The organism is Methylomonas sp. DH-1 (assembly GCF_046097555.1).
In the GTDB taxonomy this organism is placed as follows: Bacteria; Pseudomonadota; Gammaproteobacteria; order Methylococcales; family Methylomonadaceae; genus Methylomonas; species Methylomonas koyamae.
The window spans coordinates 1,006,320-1,023,113 of sequence record NZ_CP143089.1 but is presented as its reverse complement, the minus strand read 5'-3'; the positions used below and the strand labels follow the sequence as shown (position 1 = coordinate 1,023,113).

Here is a 16,794-nt window from a genome sequence, read left to right as displayed (position 1 = left end):
TATCGAATTATTGTAGTTCTACGCCGCAAAACCATGTGGCCAAAGAATATTAGAATTCTCTAACATAATCAACCGAAATATTCCTCGCGGCTTCAGCAAGCCGTTGAGACTGGGTACAATGGCCGCCGACCCCGTTGATAAGGATAGCCACCATGACCGACTCGAACGATCCGGAAAAATTTTGGCGCGAAAAACTGACGCCGGAGCAATACCGCGTCTGCCGCGAAAAAGGCACCGAACCGCCGTTCACCGGCAAATACACCGATTGCGAGGAAGCCGGCATCTACCGCTGCGTCTGTTGCGGTGAGGCCTTGTTCGATTCCGAACACAAATTCCATTCCGGCTGCGGCTGGCCCAGCTTTTGGAACCCGTTGCACGCCGAGAGCCTGGACGAACATCTCGATACCAGCCACGGCATGCGCCGCACCGAAGTGACCTGCCATTCCTGCGGCGCCCATCTCGGCCACGTGTTCGAGGACGGCCCGCTACCGACCGGATTGCGCTATTGCATCAATTCGGTAGCGTTAACCCTGGACAAGAAGACATGAGCGCCCACCGGCAAGTACAGGATTTACTCGACTTCATCGATGCCAGCCCCAGCCCGTGGCATGCGGTGGCCAGCATCGAACAACGTCTACAGGCGTTTCAGTTCCAGCGCCTGCACGAGGGCGACGCCTGGACCCTGGCCGCCGGCGGCCGCTATTACGTGATCCGCGACGATTCGTCGATTGCGGCTTTCGTGCTGGGCCGAACGGACCTGGCGGCCAAGGGTTTCAAATTGCTCGGCGCCCACACCGACTCGCCCGGATTGCGGGTCAAACCGCAGCCGGTATTGGAATCGGACAAAATTCAACGCTTAGCGGTCGAAATCTACGGCGGGCCGATTCTGGCAACCTTCACCGACCGCGATCTAAGCCTGGCCGGCCGCATCGCGTTTAGCCAAGCGGACGGCAGCGTCGGCAGCCGGTTACTGCGCTTCGACCAAGCCCTGCTGCGTTTGCCCAATCTGGCGATTCACATGAACCGCGGCGTCAACGAAGACGGCCTGAAATTGCAAAAGCAAACCGAACTGGCCTTGATCATGGCCAGCGCCGCCGAACAACTGCCCGCCGACTATTTTCGCCAGTTGCTGGCCGCTACCGCCGGCATCGAGGCCGACAGTCTGTTGAGTTGGGAATTGAACGTCTACGACACCCAAAAAGGCGCATTCTGGGGCAACGACGGCTTGTTCTACGCCGACAGCCAATTGGATAACCTGGCGTCCTGCCACGCCGGCTTAAGCGCGATGCTGGATAACGCGGTACTGAACAGCGGCAACACGCTGGTCTGCGCCTTTTTCGACCACGAAGAAATCGGCAGCGAAAGCTGCAAAGGCGCGGCCGGCAGCTTTTTGCCGGACGTGCTGGAACGCATCGCCGCCTGCTGCTGCGACCGGGCCGACGGTTATCGCCGAGCCTTGGCCCACAGCTTTATGGTTAGTGCCGATATGGCGCATGGCTACCAGCCCGGCTTTCCCGGCGCGTACGAACCCGGCCACAAAGTGATCGTCAACCAGGGCCCGGCCATCAAGATTAACGTTAACCACCGCTATGCCTCGGAATGCCTATCCGAGGCGGAATTCATCCGCTTCTGCCGCGACGCCGACGTGCCCTACCAGAAGTACGCTCACCGCGGCGACCTGCCCTGCGGCAGCACGATAGGCCCGATCGCGTCGGCCAAACTGGGCGTACGTAGCGTGGATGTCGGTTCGCCGATGTGGGCCATGCACAGCCTCCGCGAAAGCGCCGGCGTTTTGGACCACGGTTATATGATCCGGGCGCTGCGGGCTTTTTTCTGCAGCCAGTGATTTTTCAACTATTCTTGCCTGATGATTTTTTCCGGCAGGCAATAACTTGGTTTCCGTTTTTTCTTTTACTGAGGCACGGCCGTTGCGGCGCATTTGCGTCGCCTTCGGCTGGACAGTCTTATGCTGGTGCAGCCTCCCCAAAGCCCAGGCCGAAGACAACGAATTGGAATACAAGGTCAAAGCGGCTTACCTATACAATTTCACCAAATTCATTACCTGGCCGGCCAAAACCAGCCCAACCTTCAATATCTGCATTATCGGCAACGACCCGTTCGGCCACTTGCTCGATCCGCTGGAGACTAAAACCGTCCAGGACAAGCCGATCAAGCTGATCCGCTACGATTCGGCCAAGCAGGCCCGCGATTGCGACATCGCCTACTTCGACAATCCGGACCAGCGCCCCGAGCAAGCCATGGCCGGCGTATTGACGGTGGGCTCGTTGAAAGCCGCACTGACCGTCAGCAGCCAACCGTTTTTTGCCGAATCCGGCGGCATGATCGGCTTTGTGCTGGACGACGCTAAAGTCAAATTGCACATCAATCTGAAGGCGTTGAAAAAAAACGGCCTGAGCGTCAGTGCCAAACTGATCGAAGTCGCCACGCTGGTCGAAGGGGGCGAAGTTGAGTAAGTTCTTCGCCCGGCTGTCGATCAAGTCCAAGCTGTTCACCATAGCAATCACGTCCAGCCTGTTTTCGATGCTGCTGGCTTTGCTGATTCTGGTCACGATCAACATCAGCGACGTCAAGCGCAAGGCGCAGGACGACCTGCTCGCGGTCGCCGGCCTGATCGCCAACCGCAGTATCGCGGCAGTGATGTTCGACGACGCCAATCTAGCCAGGGAAAACCTGGCATCGTTGGCCAATCTGCCCGATCTGCGCAGTGCCTGCGTTTACGACAAACAGGGCGCGTTGTTTACCGCGCTGGACAAACCGACGGCCGATTGCCCCGTCAGCCTGCAAGGCCTGCGCACCCACTTCGACCAACTGTCGTTATACGTTTACCAACCGATGCTGGTGGACGACGAGATCATCGGCGCGGTGTATTTGTGCTCCGATTTGAGCACCGCGTTCTGGCGGGAATTGAAGTTCGTCGGCGTGGTGCTGCTGGTGCTGTTCGTCGCGCTGTTCATTACCTTTCTGCTGACGGCGCCGCTGCTGAACCGGGTCGCCAAACCGATCGCCCAATTGGCGCACACGGCGCAAAAAGTCAGCCGCGGCCACGATTATTCGTTGCGAGCCGAGAAGCATAGCAGCGACGAAATGGGCATCCTGGTCGATGCCTTCAACGACATGCTCGACACGGTAGAAACCCAAAACAAAGCGCTGGTCAGCGTCAAGAACAACTACCAGGCGCTCTACGACAACAACCCGACCATGGTGTTCAACCTGGACATGGACGGGCAGATTATCTCGGTAAACCGCTTCGGCGCCCGCCAATTGGGGCTGGGCGTCGAAGAATTGCAGGGTTGTTCGATTTTCAACTTCGCCCATCCGGAGGACATCGGCAATTGCAACCAATTTCTGCAAATTTGCCGCAACCATCCGGAACAGGTGCACAAGCTGGAAAGCCGCATCGTCTGCCGCAACGGCAATACGATTTGGGTCAGGGAAACCGCGCGCTTGGTCAAGGACGAAAACAATTTGCCGCATTTGCTGCTGGTCTGCGAAGACATCACCGAAACCCGGCGGCTGTCGGAAAAAATCGCCTACCAGGCCAGCCACGACGAATTGACCGGGCTGGTCAACCGCCGCCAATTCGATATCCATATCCAGAACCTGGTGTTGCAGGCGCAAACCGACGACAGCAGCCATGTGCTGTGTTACCTGGACTTGGACCAATTCAAGATCGTCAACGATACCTGCGGCCATTTGGCCGGCGACGAACTGCTGCGGCAACTCGGCGAGGTGTTGCGGCAACAGGTGCGGAAAATGGATATTTTGGCGCGGCTGGGCGGCGACGAGTTCGGCATCCTGATGTCCTATTGCTCGCTGGAGCAGGCCGTGGTCACCGGCGAAAAATTGCGCAATGCGATTTGCGACTTCCAGTTCGCCTGGGAAAGCCGCAGTTTCAGCATCGGCGTCAGCATCGGCGTGGCGCCGATCAACCGCTCCAGCGGCAACGCAGTCGACGTGCTGAAAGAGGCCGACGCCGCCTGCTATGCCGCGAAAGAGAAGGGCCGCAACCGGGTGCACGTATTCAGCCCGGACGACGAGGAATTGACCTTGCGCCAGGGCGAAATGCAGTGGGTGGAAAAAATTCGGCTGGGCATCGAACAAAACCGCTTCCAGTTGTTCGGCCAGTTGATCGTGCCGCTGACCCATAACCACGAGGCCTTGCATTTCGAGACCCTGATCCGCTACCGCGACGACCAGGGCAAAATCATCCCGCCGGGCGCGTTTTTACCGGCTGCGGAACGCTACAACATGGCGCCGCCGCTGGACCGCTGGGTCATCGCCACGCTATTCGAGTATTTGGCTACCACGCCCGATTTGCTGCGTCGCCTGGAAATGTGTTCGGTCAATCTGTCGGGCCTGTCTCTGTCGGACCAATCCATGCTGAGTTTCATCGGCGAACAATTCCAGAAATGGCGGATCCCGACCGAGAAAATCTGCTTCGAGGTCACCGAGACCGCAGCGATCAGCAACCTGTCTTACGCCCGCCAGTTCATGGAGTCGCTGCGCGGCAAGGGGTGTTCGTTTTCGCTGGACGATTTCGGCAGCGGCTTATCCTCGTTCGCTTATTTGAAAAACCTGCCGGTCGATTATCTAAAAATCGACGGTTTGTTCGTCAAAGACATCCTGGAAGACCGGGTGGATCTGACGATGGTGAAGTCGATCAACGAAGTCGCCCACGTGATGGGCAAGAAAACAATTGCCGAATTTGTCGAAAACAAGTCTATCTTTGATTTACTGCAAACCCTGGGCGTAAATTACGCGCAAGGTTACGGCATCGCCAAGCCGGTGCCTTTACGGGAACTATGAGATTACTTATGCCGGGAGCTTTGAAGAAACGACTGTTCCAACCGGGTTTATGGCTGACGCTGATCGGCCAAGCGGCGCACGCCGAACAAAGCCTGAACGAATTGCTGGATATGTCGCCGGCGGAGCTGGCCAATATCTCGGTTGCAATCGCCTCCGGCACCGCCAAACCCATCGCTCAATCCGCAGCCGTCACCAGCGTCATCACCGCCGAGCAAATCGCGGCAATGGGCGCCACCGAGTTACACGAGGTGCTGGAAACCGTGCCCGGCATGCATGTCACGATCCAGCCGGTAACCAACGATTACAGTTATACGATGCGCGGCATCCGCAACGAAACCAATTCCGAAGTGTTGTTGATGATCAACGGCACCCGCTTTTCGGTACCTTACCAGGGCACGCACATGGCCGGCATGATTATGCCGGTGGAAAACATCCAGCGCGTCGAAGTAATTCGCGGGCCGGGGTCCGCGCTGTACGGCGCCGACGCCTTTGCCGGCGTGATCAACATCGTCACCAAGAAAGCGGCCGATATCGACGGGCTTAACGTCGGCGCGCGCGGCGGCAATGCCGATACCAAAAGCGCCTGGGGCCAATACGGCGGCAAATGGCAAGGCTGGGACGTAGCCGGCAGTCTGCAATACAGCCACAACGGCGCCGATCCCGACTGGATCATCAAGGCCGACGCGCAAAGCCAGATCGACCAACTGTTGGCGACGCGCGCGTCGCTGGCGCCGGGGCCGATGCAAACCCAAAACGAACGCTGGAACGGCCATCTGAATCTGCAACGCAAACATTGGGACTTGGGATTCTGGGCTTTTAACGAATCCGACTACAGCTTTAGGTCGGGCGCTTTCGGCGCTTTGGACAACCGCGGCAAAGGCAACGGCAGCAATTATCTGGCCGACATCCGTTATTCGACGGAGGACGATTTGCAGGATTGGGAATTGCAAGCCCACGCCAGCTTCTTGCACACCGACGTTGCGGCCGACATTTACGGCTTTCCGCCGGGATCGATACTGCCACTGGACGCCAGCGGCAACGTCACCGGCCAACCGGGATTGATCAATGCCTTCGTGCCGTTTCCTAACGGTTTACGTTTCGTCGCCGGCTTCAAAAACACAGTACCCAGTTTCGAACTGACCAGTATTTACAAAGGGTTCTCCAACCATATCATCAGGATGATCACCGGCTTCCGTTACGAGGAACTCAACACCCGGGAAGCCCGTAACTACGGGGTCGGCATCGCCAATCTCGGCGGCCCGCTGCAAAATCTGACCGATACGCCCTTCACGTTCCTGGACGACCACCACCGCGACATCTGGTCGGCGGCATTTCAAGACGAATGGCAATTCGCCCCGGATTGGCATTTGACGACCGGCTTGCGTTTCGACCACTATTCCGACTTCGGCAGCACACTAAACCCGCGGGCGGCACTGGTTTGGGACGTCAACGAACATTTCACCGGCAAATTGCTTTACGGCCAAGCTTACCGCGCTCCGAGCTTTTTGGAGCAATACCAACAAAACAGCACGCTATTTCTGGGCAATCCGAGTTTGAGTCCGGAAACCATCGCCACCACCGAGCTGGCCTTCGACTACCATCCGAGCAAAACGCTCAGAACCGCGTTGAATTTATACCATTACGAAATTCACGATCTGATCAGCGGTCCGATTGCCTCGTCCACAACCCTGACGGAACAGAACACGCCCGGTCAGGACGGTTACGGCAGCGAGTTCGAATGGGATTGGAAGTTTCTACCGGATTGGAATTTGCGCGGCAATTATGCCTGGCAATTTGCCCGCAACGAAGCGACCCACACCCGGGTCAGCAATGTTCCCGAACACCATGTGTATTCGGCCCTGGCTTGGAATTTCCTGCCCAAATGGCAAATCCAAACCCAAATCAACTGGATCGGCCACCGGCTGAGCAATCCCGGCGACAGCAGACAATTAAAAGATTACGAAACGGTAGATCTGACGCTGAACGCGAAAAAATTGATGGGTTATCTGGATTTGACGGCTTCTGCCCGCAATTTGCTGGATGCTCGCGGTACGGAACCGGCCACGGCTAGCTATCCTTACAATCTGCCGATCAGCGGCCAGATGTTTTACTTCGAAGTGGGTTTACACTACTGATCTACAAGGCATCCTGGCCGGCGTAGTTTTTATGGACGGCATCCAATAGGCTGGCGACGAGTTTACGGCTCAACCACGCTTCCCCAGCCGCCACAGCCCGAATCATGCGATTGATATAAACCGCCAGCGAACCGCTGTTTTGGTAGCCCTTGGCGCCGGCCATTATGCAATTGACCACTTGCTCGGTCGCCAGATCGTCGCCGATGATAACGATATTGCTGGCCGGACTGGCGTTCAGTAGCAAGCCGGTGTATTCGGCGGTATCGGCGCCGCGCAGCGCATAATTCAACAAAATCAACCCGGGCTTATCCTGTTCCGCGGCATTCAGCGCCCGTATCTCGTCGATATAGAACGCCACCTCGGCTTCGGCCATCAGCAGCAACGGCTCGATTTGCCCGGCATTGTCGATTACATGTATTTTCATGGCGATTAGTACTAACGTTGTGCCGATTTAGGCGCCCAAATTGTCACTGAACCGGTTGAACCCAGATTCGCAAAGGGCCAGGCTTCTTTTTACTCGTTATCGGTCGACGCTATCGACATGAAGCCGTGCATTCCGCGCTTCGACTCGGCCGCCAACCAATCTTTTAAGTATTGCAGTTCTTCGGTAGATTGCAATTCGTCGAGGCTTTTTTTATTCCGCAGCAATCTGAATGCAGCGGAAAGCACTTTGTATCGGTCGCCGACGATGCCGGCCCGTCTCAGGCCGACGATATTCAACCGGTAATGCTTGGCCGGCCGGCCGCCGATCAATGTAAACGGAATTACGTCCATATTGATACCGGTCGTACCCTGCACAATGGCATACGCTCCGATCCGGCAAAACTGGTGGACCACCACCGCGCCGCCCATGAAGACGTTAGCGCCAACCTCAACGTGGCCGCCGATCGCGACATTGTTGGCGAAAATAGTTTTATCGCCAATCCGGCAATCGTGAGCGACATGGCTGTTGTTCATGAAGTAACAGCCCGAACCGATGATAGTGGCAGCACCGGCTTTGGTAGCCCTGTGGGCGGTGAAACCTTCCCGAAACACGTTGCCGTCGCCGATTTCCAACCAGGATTCGGTTTCGGCACGGAAACCGGTATCCTGCGGCAATCCGCCCAGCACCGAGTGGGGATGCAGAATATTATCGGCTCCCATTTTCACCTGGCCGTGGACTACGGCGTGAGCGCCGATTCGGCTGCCGGCACCGATACGGGCTCCGGCTTCGACCACCGCAAACGGTCCGACGCAGACATTCTCCGCTAAAATCGCGCCGCTTTCGACGTAAGCCGTTGGATGGATCGAATTGCTCATGTTTAACCTCTGGGGTGGTGTTGGCGATGAAGTTCTTTTAAACGCTGCTGGGCGATATGCGTGTAAATCTGCGTCGTCGACAGATCGGAATGGCCCAGCAACAACTGCACCACGCGCAGGTCGGCACCGTGGTTTAACAAGTGCGTCGCAAACGCATGGCGCAAGGTATGCGGCGACAAGTGCTTGTCAATCCCGGCCTGCTTGGCATAGCGTTTGATGATATGCCAAAAAGCCTGGCGTGTCATGGCGCCGCCGCGTGCGGTAACGAATAAATAATCGGATTGCCGGCCGGCCAGCAATGCCTGTCTGGCGCCGCTAATGTAACGTTCGACCCAGTCGATTGCTTCCTCGCCGACCGGGACCAAACGCTCCTTATCGCCTTTGCCGATGACCCGCAAACACCCTTGGCGGAAATTGACCTGCGAAAAACTCAAACCGACCAATTCTGAGACGCGCAGTCCAGTCGCATATAAGATCTCCAGCATGGCTCGATCCCGAAACCCCAGCGTACTAGTGATTTCCGGAGCTAGAAGCAACGCTTCGACATCGCTCTCGGACAGCGAACCGGGCAAATATCGGCCTAATTGCGGCGCGTCTATTAATTGAGTGGGATCGGCGGCGATTTTTGCCTCTCGCAGCAAATAGCCATAAAACCGCTTTAAGCAGGATAGTTTGCGCGCCGCGGAGCGGCTCGAAATGCCGGCTTGGCGCTGGCTGGCCAGAAAGCCGCGGACATCGGTATCGTCTGCCGCCGGCAGTTCCTTATGCTTCAGCCACACGGCAAATTGTTTCAAGTCGCTTCTGTAGGCCGCCAGCGTGTTATCGCTCAAACCGAACTCCAACCACAGCGCATTCAAGAAAGCCTCTATGGCTTGGGCCGAAATCACGATTTCGTCCGGCACAAACGACTCTCGTAATCGAGCAACCGGCTTTTTAACGCTACGAATTCGCCATCGGCTTGGCCCATGAAGCCGCCGGTACCGTTACTGGCGACGACGCGGTGGCAAGGAATAATGCCGGCATAGGGGTTGCGCCGGCAACCCGCAGCGACAGCGCGAGGCGCGGAGTCCAAGCGTTTTGCCAATTCGGCATAGGTTAACGTCACGCCGACCGGTATTGTCGACAGAGCATTCCAGACCCTGTTGCTGAATTTGCTGCCCTGGGTTAACAGTTCGAGCTGTAAATGACTGTTATCCGGATCCAGTAGATACTGCCGAACCTGCAGCGCCAGATCGGGCAGGGTCTTTTCTGCGGCAAGGGACTCGATTTGCCACGAGGCGTCGATGATGACCGAACCGCGCAAGGTTAACGCCAATTCGACACCGAACACCGGCACGCCTACGGTGTGCGGTTCCGCGTCCGCTGTTGGCTGCCAAACAATATGCAAGGTCATGGATTCCTCGAAATTAGCGGCAAAAAAAAGGCGGCCAGAAGCCGCCTTTTTGCAACCGATCCGATTGCTGCCAATCGGATAGCAACGGCTTAAGAAAGTCTTTCTTTAATCCGTGCGGCTTTACCGGCCAGATCGCGCAGATAATACAGCTTGGCGCGGCGCACATCGCCGCGGCGTTTAACTTCGATACTGCCGACCGCAGGGCTGTGGGTCTGAAATACGCGCTCGACGCCGACGCCGTGAGAAATTTTTCTAACGGTAAATGCCGAATTCAAACCGCGATTGCGCTTGGCGATAACGATGCCTTCGAAAGCCTGCAACCGTTCGCGGCTACCTTCGGTCACTCTGACTTGAACAACCACGGTATCGCCCGGACCGAATTCAGGCACATCTTTTTTCAGCTGTTCCGCTTCCAATTCTTCGATAATTTTACTCATAACCACACCCTATTAAACAACTTCGTTTCTAAATTCTTTCAGCAAAGCGTCCTGCTCTGCGGTTAATTCCAGTTTTTCCAGCAAATCGGGCCGGCGTAACCAAGTTCTGCCCAAGGCTTGCTTCATGCGCCAACGCCGGATTGCCGCATGGTTGCCGCCCAACAATACCTCGGGGACATCGCCAAGCTCGCCACGTTCCGGCCGCGTGTAATGCGGACAATCCAACAATCCGTCGGAGTGAGAATCTTGTTTGGCCGACTCTTCGTCGCCCAACACGCCCGGTATCAACCGGCTAATCCCGTCTATCACAATCAACGCCGCGAGTTCTCCGCCGCTGATCACGTAATCGCCCAGCGACCACTCATCGTCGCAAACGCTTCCGATAAACCGTTCGTCGACCCCCTCGTAGCGCCCGGCAACCAGAATCAAGCGCCGGTCAGCGCTGGCGTCCTGCAATAGGGCCTGGGTAACCAGGCGCCCTTGCGGACTCAAATAGACGACTTTGGCGCCATCAGTAGGCCGGCTCCGCTTCGCATCGTTGACGGCGTCCAACAAAGGCTGGTATTTCATGACCATGCCGGGCCCGCCGCCGTATGGCCTGTCATCGACTGTTTTATGCCGGTCGTGCGCGTAGTTGCGCGGATTCCAAACCGATAATCCGACCAAACCTTTTTCTATCGCCTTACCAGTTACACCATAGCCGGCGGCTCCGGAAACCATGTCCGGGAAAAGGCTGACCACATCGAAGTGCATATCCGCCTAAAAATCCGGATCCCAATCGACGACAATCAAACCAGCAGCCAAGTCGATATTGACAATCGTGCTGGGTTGCACAAACGGTATTAACCGCTCGGTCTCGCCGTCGACGACGACTAATACATCGTTGGCCCCAGTCTCAAGCAAATGATCGACTATGCCGAGCCTGTAACCGGTTTGGTTTTCTACTGCAAGCCCTATTAAATCGGCCCAATAGAACTCACCAGGCTCAGGCTTCGGCAATTGCTGCTTGCGAATCAGGATTTCAGCCGCCATCCACTCGGCGGCGCCATCTCTGTCGTCGATATTTTCGAGCTGGGCAACAACCAGGTTACCCTGACGGCGACCGCCAACGACTTTCAACTCATGGCGTTGGCCGTTTTTTTGTAACAACCAAGGCGAATATTTCAGGATATTTTCGCGGGGTTCGGTAAAAGAAAAAATTTTTACCCACCCCTTTACACCAAAAACGCCGGATACTTGTCCGACGTTCAGATACTCCCCTGACTGCAAAACTACGTGTTACGCGGCAGCTTTGGCGGCGTCTTTGATCAGCCTGGCCACGCGATCTGTCGGCTGAGCGCCGTTAGATTGCCAATATTGAACGCGTTCAGCATCCAAAACCAAGCGTTGCTCCGCACCACGCGCCAGCGGGTTGAAAAAACCGACCCGCTCGATGTAACGGCCGTCACGGCTGCTTCTGCTGTCGGTTACGACAACATGATAAAAAGGACGATTCTTTGCGCCGCCTCTGGACAAACGAATGCTTACCATTTGAATACCTTAAAAAACATTGAATCAAAAAATTTAATCAACCTATTCTACGCGATTTTGCGAATAAGTGAAGGACAAATTACGCCGATCACATTCTCAGGCCGCGCATATTGCTTTTTAAACCGCGCATCATGTTGGCAATATTGCCTTTGCTGAACTTCTTCATCATCTTTTCCATCATCTGATGTTGTTTCAACACGCGGTTTACCGCTTGTAAATCGAGACCGCAACCGTCGGCGATGCGCTGCTTGCGGCTACCCTTGATCAAATCGGGAAACCGCCGCTCCTGCTTGGTCATCGAATTGATCACGGCGATCTGATGCGCCAAGTCCTTGTCGTTGACCTTTTCCCTGATATCTTTCGGCACACTGTTCATGCCCGGCAACTTGTCCATCATCGCGCCCAGGCCACCCATGTTTTGCATCTGCAGCAACTGTTCCTTCAAATCGTCCAAATCGAAACTTTTGCCTTTCTGCAGTTTCTTTGCCAATTGCTCGGCTTTTTTCTTATCGACTTTTTGCTCGATATCTTCGATCAGCGACAATACGTCGCCCATGCCCAAGATACGCGACGCCAGCCGGTCCGGGTAAAACGGCTCCAACGCATCGGTTTTTTCGCCAACGCCGATAAACTTGATCGGCTTACCGGTGATTTGACGTATCGACAAGGCCGCACCACCGCGAGCATCGCCGTCGGCCTTGGTCAAAATCACACCGGTCAACGGCAGCGCGTCATGAAAGGCCTTTGCGGTATTGGCGGCGTCCTGGCCGGTCATACTGTCGACGACGAACAAGGTTTCGATCGGTTTAATCGCAGCGTGCAACGCTTTGATTTCGGCCATCATCTCGTCGTCTACATGCAAACGGCCCGCGGTATCGACGATCAATACGTCGACGAATTGGCGCTTGGCCGCATCTAAGGCCCGATTGACGATATCGACCGGGTTTTCACTGGCGTCGCTCTCGAAAAACTTCAGCCCGATGTCGTCAGCCAAAGTTTGCAATTGTTTAATCGCCGCGGGCCGGTACACGTCGACACTGACCACACCGACTTTTTTCTTTTTCTTTTCCTTAAGGTGGCGGCCCAGCTTGGCGACCGTCGTGGTCTTACCGGCACCTTGCAAGCCCGCCATCAACACGATGGCCGGCGGATTGGTCCGCAGATTCAACTCTTCGTTGGCAGCACCCATCACTTTTACCAACTCCGATTGCACCACTTTGATCAGAGCCTGGCCCGGCGTCAAGCTGGTTTGCACTTCCTGTCCGAGCGCGCGTTGGGTAACCTGCTCGATAAAATCGGTCACCACCGGCAAAGCGACATCCGCTTCCAGCAAAGCCATCCGCACCTCGCGCATGGTCTCTTGAATATTGCTCTCGGTCAGACGGCCTTGGCCTTTTATTTTTTTTAGTGCGCCACTCAGGCGATCGGATAAATTATCGAACATAGATACGTCTTGTTTAGCTGGTTAATTACGACTCGTTCCGGCTCAAGCGGAGTTAGAACAATGCTCGGGCTTAGTTTAACATAAGGCCTACGCAACGCCTTTTGATAATTCGCCACGCCACTCCAATGAACATCCCTATTTTCGGCATCCTCTCGGTTTTATGCTATTCGGCTGCGGCCACGTTGATCGCGAAGGATCTTTTCGCCAGACAGGACCGGCGCCCGGCGCCTATCCGCCTGGCTTGGATCGGTGCCGGACTGCACACCGCGTATGCGGCAACGATTTTCCTCGGCGAACAACCATTCAACTTCAGCTTCTTTAACGCGGCAACGCTGGTAGCGCTGGTGATTGCCTGGTTTTTATTGTTTGCGGCGCTGGACAAGCCGGTCGAAAAGCTCGGCGTTGCGGTATTCCCGCTGGCGGCCGGATTGATCGGCCTGGACATGGTTTTTCCGGAAACCCTGCATCCGCTGGTGACGCATAATTGGCAGATGAGCGTACATATTCTGACCTCCATCGTTGCCTTCAGCCTGCTGAACATCGCGGCGATTCAGGCCATCCTGCTGGCGATTCAGGACCAGCAATTGCGCAGCCACCATCCGAAAAAACTGATGCTGGCGCTGCCGCCCTTGCAGGCGATGGAAACATTGCTATTTCAGATGATAGGCACGGGCCTGTTTTTCCTGACGGCCGCGTTATTGAGCGGCTTCATTTTTATCGAAGACATCTTCGCCCAGCATCTGGCCCACAAGACCATCCTGTCAATTTGCGCCTGGCTGATTTTTTCCGGACTATTGTTGGGGCGGCTGCGTTACGGTTGGCGCGGCAGTACCGCGATCCAATGGACGCTGGTCGGCTTCGTGCTGCTGTTGCTGGCTTACTTCGGCAGCAAACTGGTGTTGGAATTGATCTTGAAAAAAACCTGAGCGCCGCGGGCCAGCATCAAGCGTAGGTATCGATTCTGCCCGGAACCGCCGCCGCGGAATCGATCAACTTCAGCGCCGCCTCACCTTGCACGGCCTGGACTTCCTGGCCTTTCTTGACGACCGCCACAGCCAGCTCTTGCTTATTCGCTGCCTGCTGCAACACCGCAGCCAACATACCGGATGAATTAACGCCGGATACTGAATCGGCCATCGCACACCTCCGCCACTGAAATCGGGAATGCACAAGTTATCGCCCGGCCGCGCCGAATCTTTAGCGTTACCCGGAGATTTTCTGCGCCGCCAAGTGCCGCCTCAACGCAAGCGCCGCTTCGTAATCCGGTTTTTGCTGCAAGATGTAATCCAGCATCATATCCGCGCCGTCGTAAATCCGGCACTCGCCGTACAGCGCCGCCAATTTCATCTGCACCAGTAGGTCTTGCGGAAACTGCCGGATATAGGCTGCATAGGAATCGATGGCCGCAACCATATCGTGCTGCAAACGCTGCATTTCTGCGTAAAGCGGCAAATAAACCGGATTCAATTGCGACAGACATTCCAGCGCCAAACTCGCCGTTTGCGCATCGTCGTGGCTTATGCCGATCGCGGCGATCCTGGCCAAAGCCTCTTCCAGCAAGGCATCCCCCAAATCGACCACCCGCTGGTAGGCATCCAAAGCATCTTCAGGGCTATCCTGCAGCTCCGCCGAATAGCCTTCGATCAAAAAGCGGTAACAATTTGCCGCCTGTTGTTGTTCGTGTTTGTTCAAGGCGGCAAGCAAGTCCTGTAATTCGGCCAGTTTGCGATGCTTGAACAGTAAACCGGCCCGATGTTTGACCGCCGCCAGATTGCTATGGCTTTTGGCTCGCGCCATGTGCTTGGTATTGCGATCGTTCAACACGTCCTGATAGCGCCTTTCCATCTCGGCGAATTCGGAGCCTACTTCTGCCGGCCATAATCCGCTGTCGAACCGGCGCCGCCACAATTTAACGCGACCATAACTGCGGTCCTTTTCCGCCTGCGCCAGCAACACGGCAAAATCGGGATGCTCCGCTTGCTCCTGGCGCCGCGCCGCAGCCCGGTCAATCGCGCCATCGATCAAAACCAGCAATTTGTTGGCGCCTTCGGCGTAGGCATCGTAATAAACGTTGCCCAATTGCCTTGCTTCCTCGGCACTCCATTCTTCATCGTCGAACGGTTTGGTCAGCTTGATAAAGCTGCGAATGCCGAACTTTTTGACCAAGCGGCTGAATTGCCGGTATTCGCGTTTGAATTTTTTCTCGATTTGGTCGAGGCTTTTCTTGTCTTTAAACCGGACGACGGTACCTTCGCTTTGGTACATTGCGTCATTAATTTGGCGGGCATTGGCGGCCAGTTTGGCAATCGCCTTGACTTGATGCCGCGCGCGCGCCAATTCGGCCTCAACCTTGTCCAAATCCTGATACAAAGCGGCAGCCGGCGCCAGCCTCGCCACCAGCGTGGCGGCAACATCGACCGGTTCGGCATCGAGTTGCAAGGAGGCTAAGGACTGATATTCCACAGCCTCAATTTTCGCGGCACCTTCGGCCACGTTGACAATACGGCAACCGGCACGGCTCAACAATTGCGCTTGCCGCCCCAGGGACTGGATCGCCTGGGCAAAATCGCAACTGGTCGGCGCCAGGTAACCGCCATTGGTCTCGACTTGTAACGAGGTCAAATTAAAGCGCGGCCCGGCCAATTGTTCGTCGCTGCCTTTGGCGTGGGTAAAGCCCTCGCGGGTAAAACACAAATCCACACCGCATAGAACGATCTGGCTGAAACCGAATTCGTAAGCCATGTTCAACGCCGTATTGGTCACGGTTGGCCCCGCACTGCTCAGATTTTTGCTATTCAAATCGCTTTGCCACGGAAATCTGGCGCCGAGGTACAACATAGTGCCCGACCACTGGCTAACCAACGTCGGTACGGTATGGTAGGAACAGACGAATACGGTTTTTTCGCTGAAATTCAGCATTTCCTTGCTGATATCGAAACTTAAATCGGTGGGGTCGACGGAAAAGACGAAGTCCGGCTCGATGCCGGCGGCCAGCAGTTGCCTGGAAATGCGGGAGACGGCAAATACCACGCACTGCTGCCGATGTTGGATGACCCAGGGCAAGGCCTGATCGAGCGACGGCCCGCCGGCAAGAATTGCCACGGTTTTGCCGCCGAACGCCTTTGCCAGCAATTTTGCCGGCAAACGATTGTCCGCCGCGTTGGCGATTTGGCGGGCGATGAACGCCTCCGACCCCAATTCGGCACTATAGCGCCAGTTCAATTGCGCCAGCACTTCGGCGACGTGCCAGCTTAATTCGGCATACTCGTCGATAAAATCGTCTTGCGCGCACAGCGCGTTGACCGACTTGACCGCATCGATATAAAAATATTCGGCGGCTTTGAATTTTTGCAACATCCGCGGCCAGTCTTCGGGGCCGACACAAACGATGCGTTCGTCCGCATCGCCGAGCAGATCGTGGTTGCGTAAGGCTTGCAACACCCGATCCGGCTCGATAAAAATGTAACGCGTGCCCTTGGGCAAAGGCTTGCTGCGCAAATACTGCAACAACAGGCCGGAATCGGTGCCGACAATGACGTTCAGCTCGTCTTCCCTGAATAACAGCTCGCCGAACTTGGTCTCGAATAAAGCCGCCGCGCCGAGCTTAGCGAACGCGTGGCGATTCAGGTTGAAAAAGTAGCGGTCGCCGAACGCATTCGCCGCCAACGGCCCCAGGGCTTGTTCATCCGCCAAATCGATCGTCTCTGTCATGCCTCATTGCCTGGTGGA

17 protein-coding genes are annotated in these 16,794 nt (G+C 55.9%); 6 read left to right on the top strand and 11 right to left on the bottom strand.

Features of this window, described 5'->3' with window-relative positions:
• Nucleotides 1–152: 152 nt before the first annotated feature.
• From msrB to VXJ35_RS05000, 5 genes are all read left to right on the top strand, one after another.
• The gene (msrB, locus tag VXJ35_RS05020) at nt 153–548 is read left to right on the top strand and encodes a peptide-methionine (R)-S-oxide reductase MsrB (protein WP_054759412.1); all 396 of its coding nucleotides are present in this window, start codon (nt 153–155) and stop codon (nt 546–548) included.
• Nucleotides 545–1,846, top strand: a complete 1,302-nt coding sequence (locus tag VXJ35_RS05015) for a M18 family aminopeptidase (protein WP_064020723.1) — start codon at nt 545–547, stop codon at nt 1,844–1,846. Before msrB ends, VXJ35_RS05015 begins: the two co-directional genes overlap by 4 nt.
• An 82-nt stretch (nt 1,847–1,928) precedes the next feature.
• Entirely contained in the window at nt 1,929–2,474 is a 546-nt protein-coding gene (locus tag VXJ35_RS05010; protein ID WP_231914849.1) for a YfiR family protein, read from the top strand.
• Nucleotides 2,467–4,827, top strand: coding sequence for an EAL domain-containing protein (locus VXJ35_RS05005; protein ID WP_064020721.1), 2,361 nt, complete (start codon nt 2,467–2,469; stop codon nt 4,825–4,827). The genes VXJ35_RS05010 and VXJ35_RS05005 overlap by 8 nt, the downstream gene beginning before the upstream one ends.
• An 8-nt stretch (nt 4,828–4,835) precedes the next feature.
• Nucleotides 4,836–6,962 carry a TonB-dependent siderophore receptor gene (locus tag VXJ35_RS05000; protein WP_064020720.1) on the top strand — a complete coding sequence of 709 codons (2,127 nt, stop codon included), beginning with the start codon at nt 4,836–4,838 and terminating at the stop codon, nt 6,960–6,962.
• A gap of 1 nt (nt 6,963) precedes the next feature.
• Here VXJ35_RS05000 and VXJ35_RS04995 read toward each other — a convergent pair whose 3' ends face one another.
• The 9 genes from VXJ35_RS04995 to ffh form a co-directional block, all read right to left on the bottom strand.
• A complete protein-coding gene (locus tag VXJ35_RS04995; RefSeq protein ID WP_064020719.1) occupies nt 6,964–7,386 on the bottom strand; it encodes a response regulator transcription factor in 423 nt (140 codons plus the stop codon).
• A gap of 89 nt (nt 7,387–7,475) precedes the next feature.
• Nucleotides 7,476–8,261 carry an acyl-ACP--UDP-N-acetylglucosamine O-acyltransferase gene (lpxA, locus tag VXJ35_RS04990; RefSeq protein WP_054759402.1) on the bottom strand — a complete coding sequence of 262 codons (786 nt, stop codon included), beginning with the start codon at nt 8,259–8,261 and terminating at the stop codon, nt 7,476–7,478.
• Between the two features lie 2 nt (nt 8,262–8,263).
• On the bottom strand, nt 8,264–9,148 hold the full coding sequence (gene xerD, locus VXJ35_RS04985) for a site-specific tyrosine recombinase XerD (RefSeq protein ID WP_064023372.1): 885 nt from the start codon (nt 9,146–9,148) through the stop codon (nt 8,264–8,266).
• On the bottom strand, nt 9,145–9,654 hold the full coding sequence (locus VXJ35_RS04980; protein ID WP_064020718.1) for a methylated-DNA--[protein]-cysteine S-methyltransferase: 510 nt from the start codon (nt 9,652–9,654) through the stop codon (nt 9,145–9,147). The genes xerD and VXJ35_RS04980 overlap by 4 nt, the downstream gene beginning before the upstream one ends.
• An 89-nt stretch (nt 9,655–9,743) precedes the next feature.
• Entirely contained in the window at nt 9,744–10,091 is a 348-nt protein-coding gene (gene rplS / locus VXJ35_RS04975) for a 50S ribosomal protein L19 (RefSeq protein ID WP_054759399.1), read from the bottom strand.
• Between the two features lie 12 nt (nt 10,092–10,103).
• Entirely contained in the window at nt 10,104–10,844 is a 741-nt protein-coding gene (trmD, locus tag VXJ35_RS04970) for a tRNA (guanosine(37)-N1)-methyltransferase TrmD (protein ID WP_064020717.1), read from the bottom strand.
• Nucleotides 10,845–10,850: 6 nt separating this feature from the next.
• On the bottom strand, nt 10,851–11,360 hold the full coding sequence (rimM, locus tag VXJ35_RS04965) for a ribosome maturation factor RimM (protein ID WP_064020716.1): 510 nt from the start codon (nt 11,358–11,360) through the stop codon (nt 10,851–10,853).
• A 9-nt stretch (nt 11,361–11,369) separates the two neighbouring features.
• Nucleotides 11,370–11,621 carry a 30S ribosomal protein S16 gene (gene rpsP, locus VXJ35_RS04960; protein ID WP_054759395.1) on the bottom strand — a complete coding sequence of 84 codons (252 nt, stop codon included), beginning with the start codon at nt 11,619–11,621 and terminating at the stop codon, nt 11,370–11,372.
• Nucleotides 11,622–11,709: 88 nt separating this feature from the next.
• Nucleotides 11,710–13,065 (bottom strand): signal recognition particle protein, encoded by a 1,356-nt coding sequence (gene ffh / locus VXJ35_RS04955; protein ID WP_054759393.1) that lies wholly within the window; start codon nt 13,063–13,065, stop codon nt 11,710–11,712.
• 125 nt (nt 13,066–13,190) lie between these two features.
• Between ffh and VXJ35_RS04950 the strand changes: the two genes are divergently transcribed.
• Complete coding sequence (locus VXJ35_RS04950; protein ID WP_064020715.1) at nt 13,191–13,991, top strand: inner membrane protein YpjD; 801 nt, start codon at nt 13,191–13,193, stop codon at nt 13,989–13,991.
• Between the two features lie 16 nt (nt 13,992–14,007).
• On the opposite strand, the gene VXJ35_RS04945 is transcribed toward VXJ35_RS04950, so the two are convergent.
• Nucleotides 14,008–14,202, bottom strand: coding sequence for a hypothetical protein (locus tag VXJ35_RS04945; protein WP_064020714.1), 195 nt, complete (start codon nt 14,200–14,202; stop codon nt 14,008–14,010).
• Nucleotides 14,203–14,268: 66 nt separating this feature from the next.
• A complete protein-coding gene (locus tag VXJ35_RS04940) occupies nt 14,269–16,776 on the bottom strand; it encodes a 6-hydroxymethylpterin diphosphokinase MptE-like protein (RefSeq protein ID WP_064020713.1) in 2,508 nt (835 codons plus the stop codon).
• Nucleotides 16,777–16,794 lie beyond the last annotated feature (18 nt).

Excerpts from the sequence above, each read along its gene's own strand:
- msrB (WP_054759412.1), top strand. The coding sequence starts at position 153 with ATGACCGACTCGAACGATCCGGAAAAATTTTGGCGCGAAAAACTGACG.
- VXJ35_RS05015 (WP_064020723.1), top strand. The coding sequence starts at position 545 with ATGAGCGCCCACCGGCAAGTACAGGATTTACTCGACTTCATCGATGCC.
- VXJ35_RS05000 (WP_064020720.1), top strand. The coding sequence starts at position 4,836 with ATGCCGGGAGCTTTGAAGAAACGACTGTTCCAACCGGGTTTATGGCTG.
- VXJ35_RS04995 (WP_064020719.1), bottom strand. The coding sequence starts at position 7,386 with ATGAAAATACATGTAATCGACAATGCCGGGCAAATCGAGCCGTTGCTG.
- lpxA (WP_054759402.1), bottom strand. The coding sequence starts at position 8,261 with ATGAGCAATTCGATCCATCCAACGGCTTACGTCGAAAGCGGCGCGATT.
- VXJ35_RS04980 (WP_064020718.1), bottom strand. The coding sequence starts at position 9,654 with ATGACCTTGCATATTGTTTGGCAGCCAACAGCGGACGCGGAACCGCAC.
- rplS (WP_054759399.1), bottom strand. The coding sequence starts at position 10,091 with ATGAGTAAAATTATCGAAGAATTGGAAGCGGAACAGCTGAAAAAAGAT.
- trmD (WP_064020717.1), bottom strand. The coding sequence starts at position 10,844 with ATGCACTTCGATGTGGTCAGCCTTTTCCCGGACATGGTTTCCGGAGCC.
- rpsP (WP_054759395.1), bottom strand. The coding sequence starts at position 11,621 with ATGGTAAGCATTCGTTTGTCCAGAGGCGGCGCAAAGAATCGTCCTTTT.
- ffh (WP_054759393.1), bottom strand. The coding sequence starts at position 13,065 with ATGTTCGATAATTTATCCGATCGCCTGAGTGGCGCACTAAAAAAAATA.
- VXJ35_RS04950 (WP_064020715.1), top strand. The coding sequence starts at position 13,191 with ATGAACATCCCTATTTTCGGCATCCTCTCGGTTTTATGCTATTCGGCT.
- VXJ35_RS04945 (WP_064020714.1), bottom strand. The coding sequence starts at position 14,202 with ATGGCCGATTCAGTATCCGGCGTTAATTCATCCGGTATGTTGGCTGCG.
- VXJ35_RS04940 (WP_064020713.1), bottom strand. The coding sequence starts at position 16,776 with ATGACAGAGACGATCGATTTGGCGGATGAACAAGCCCTGGGGCCGTTG.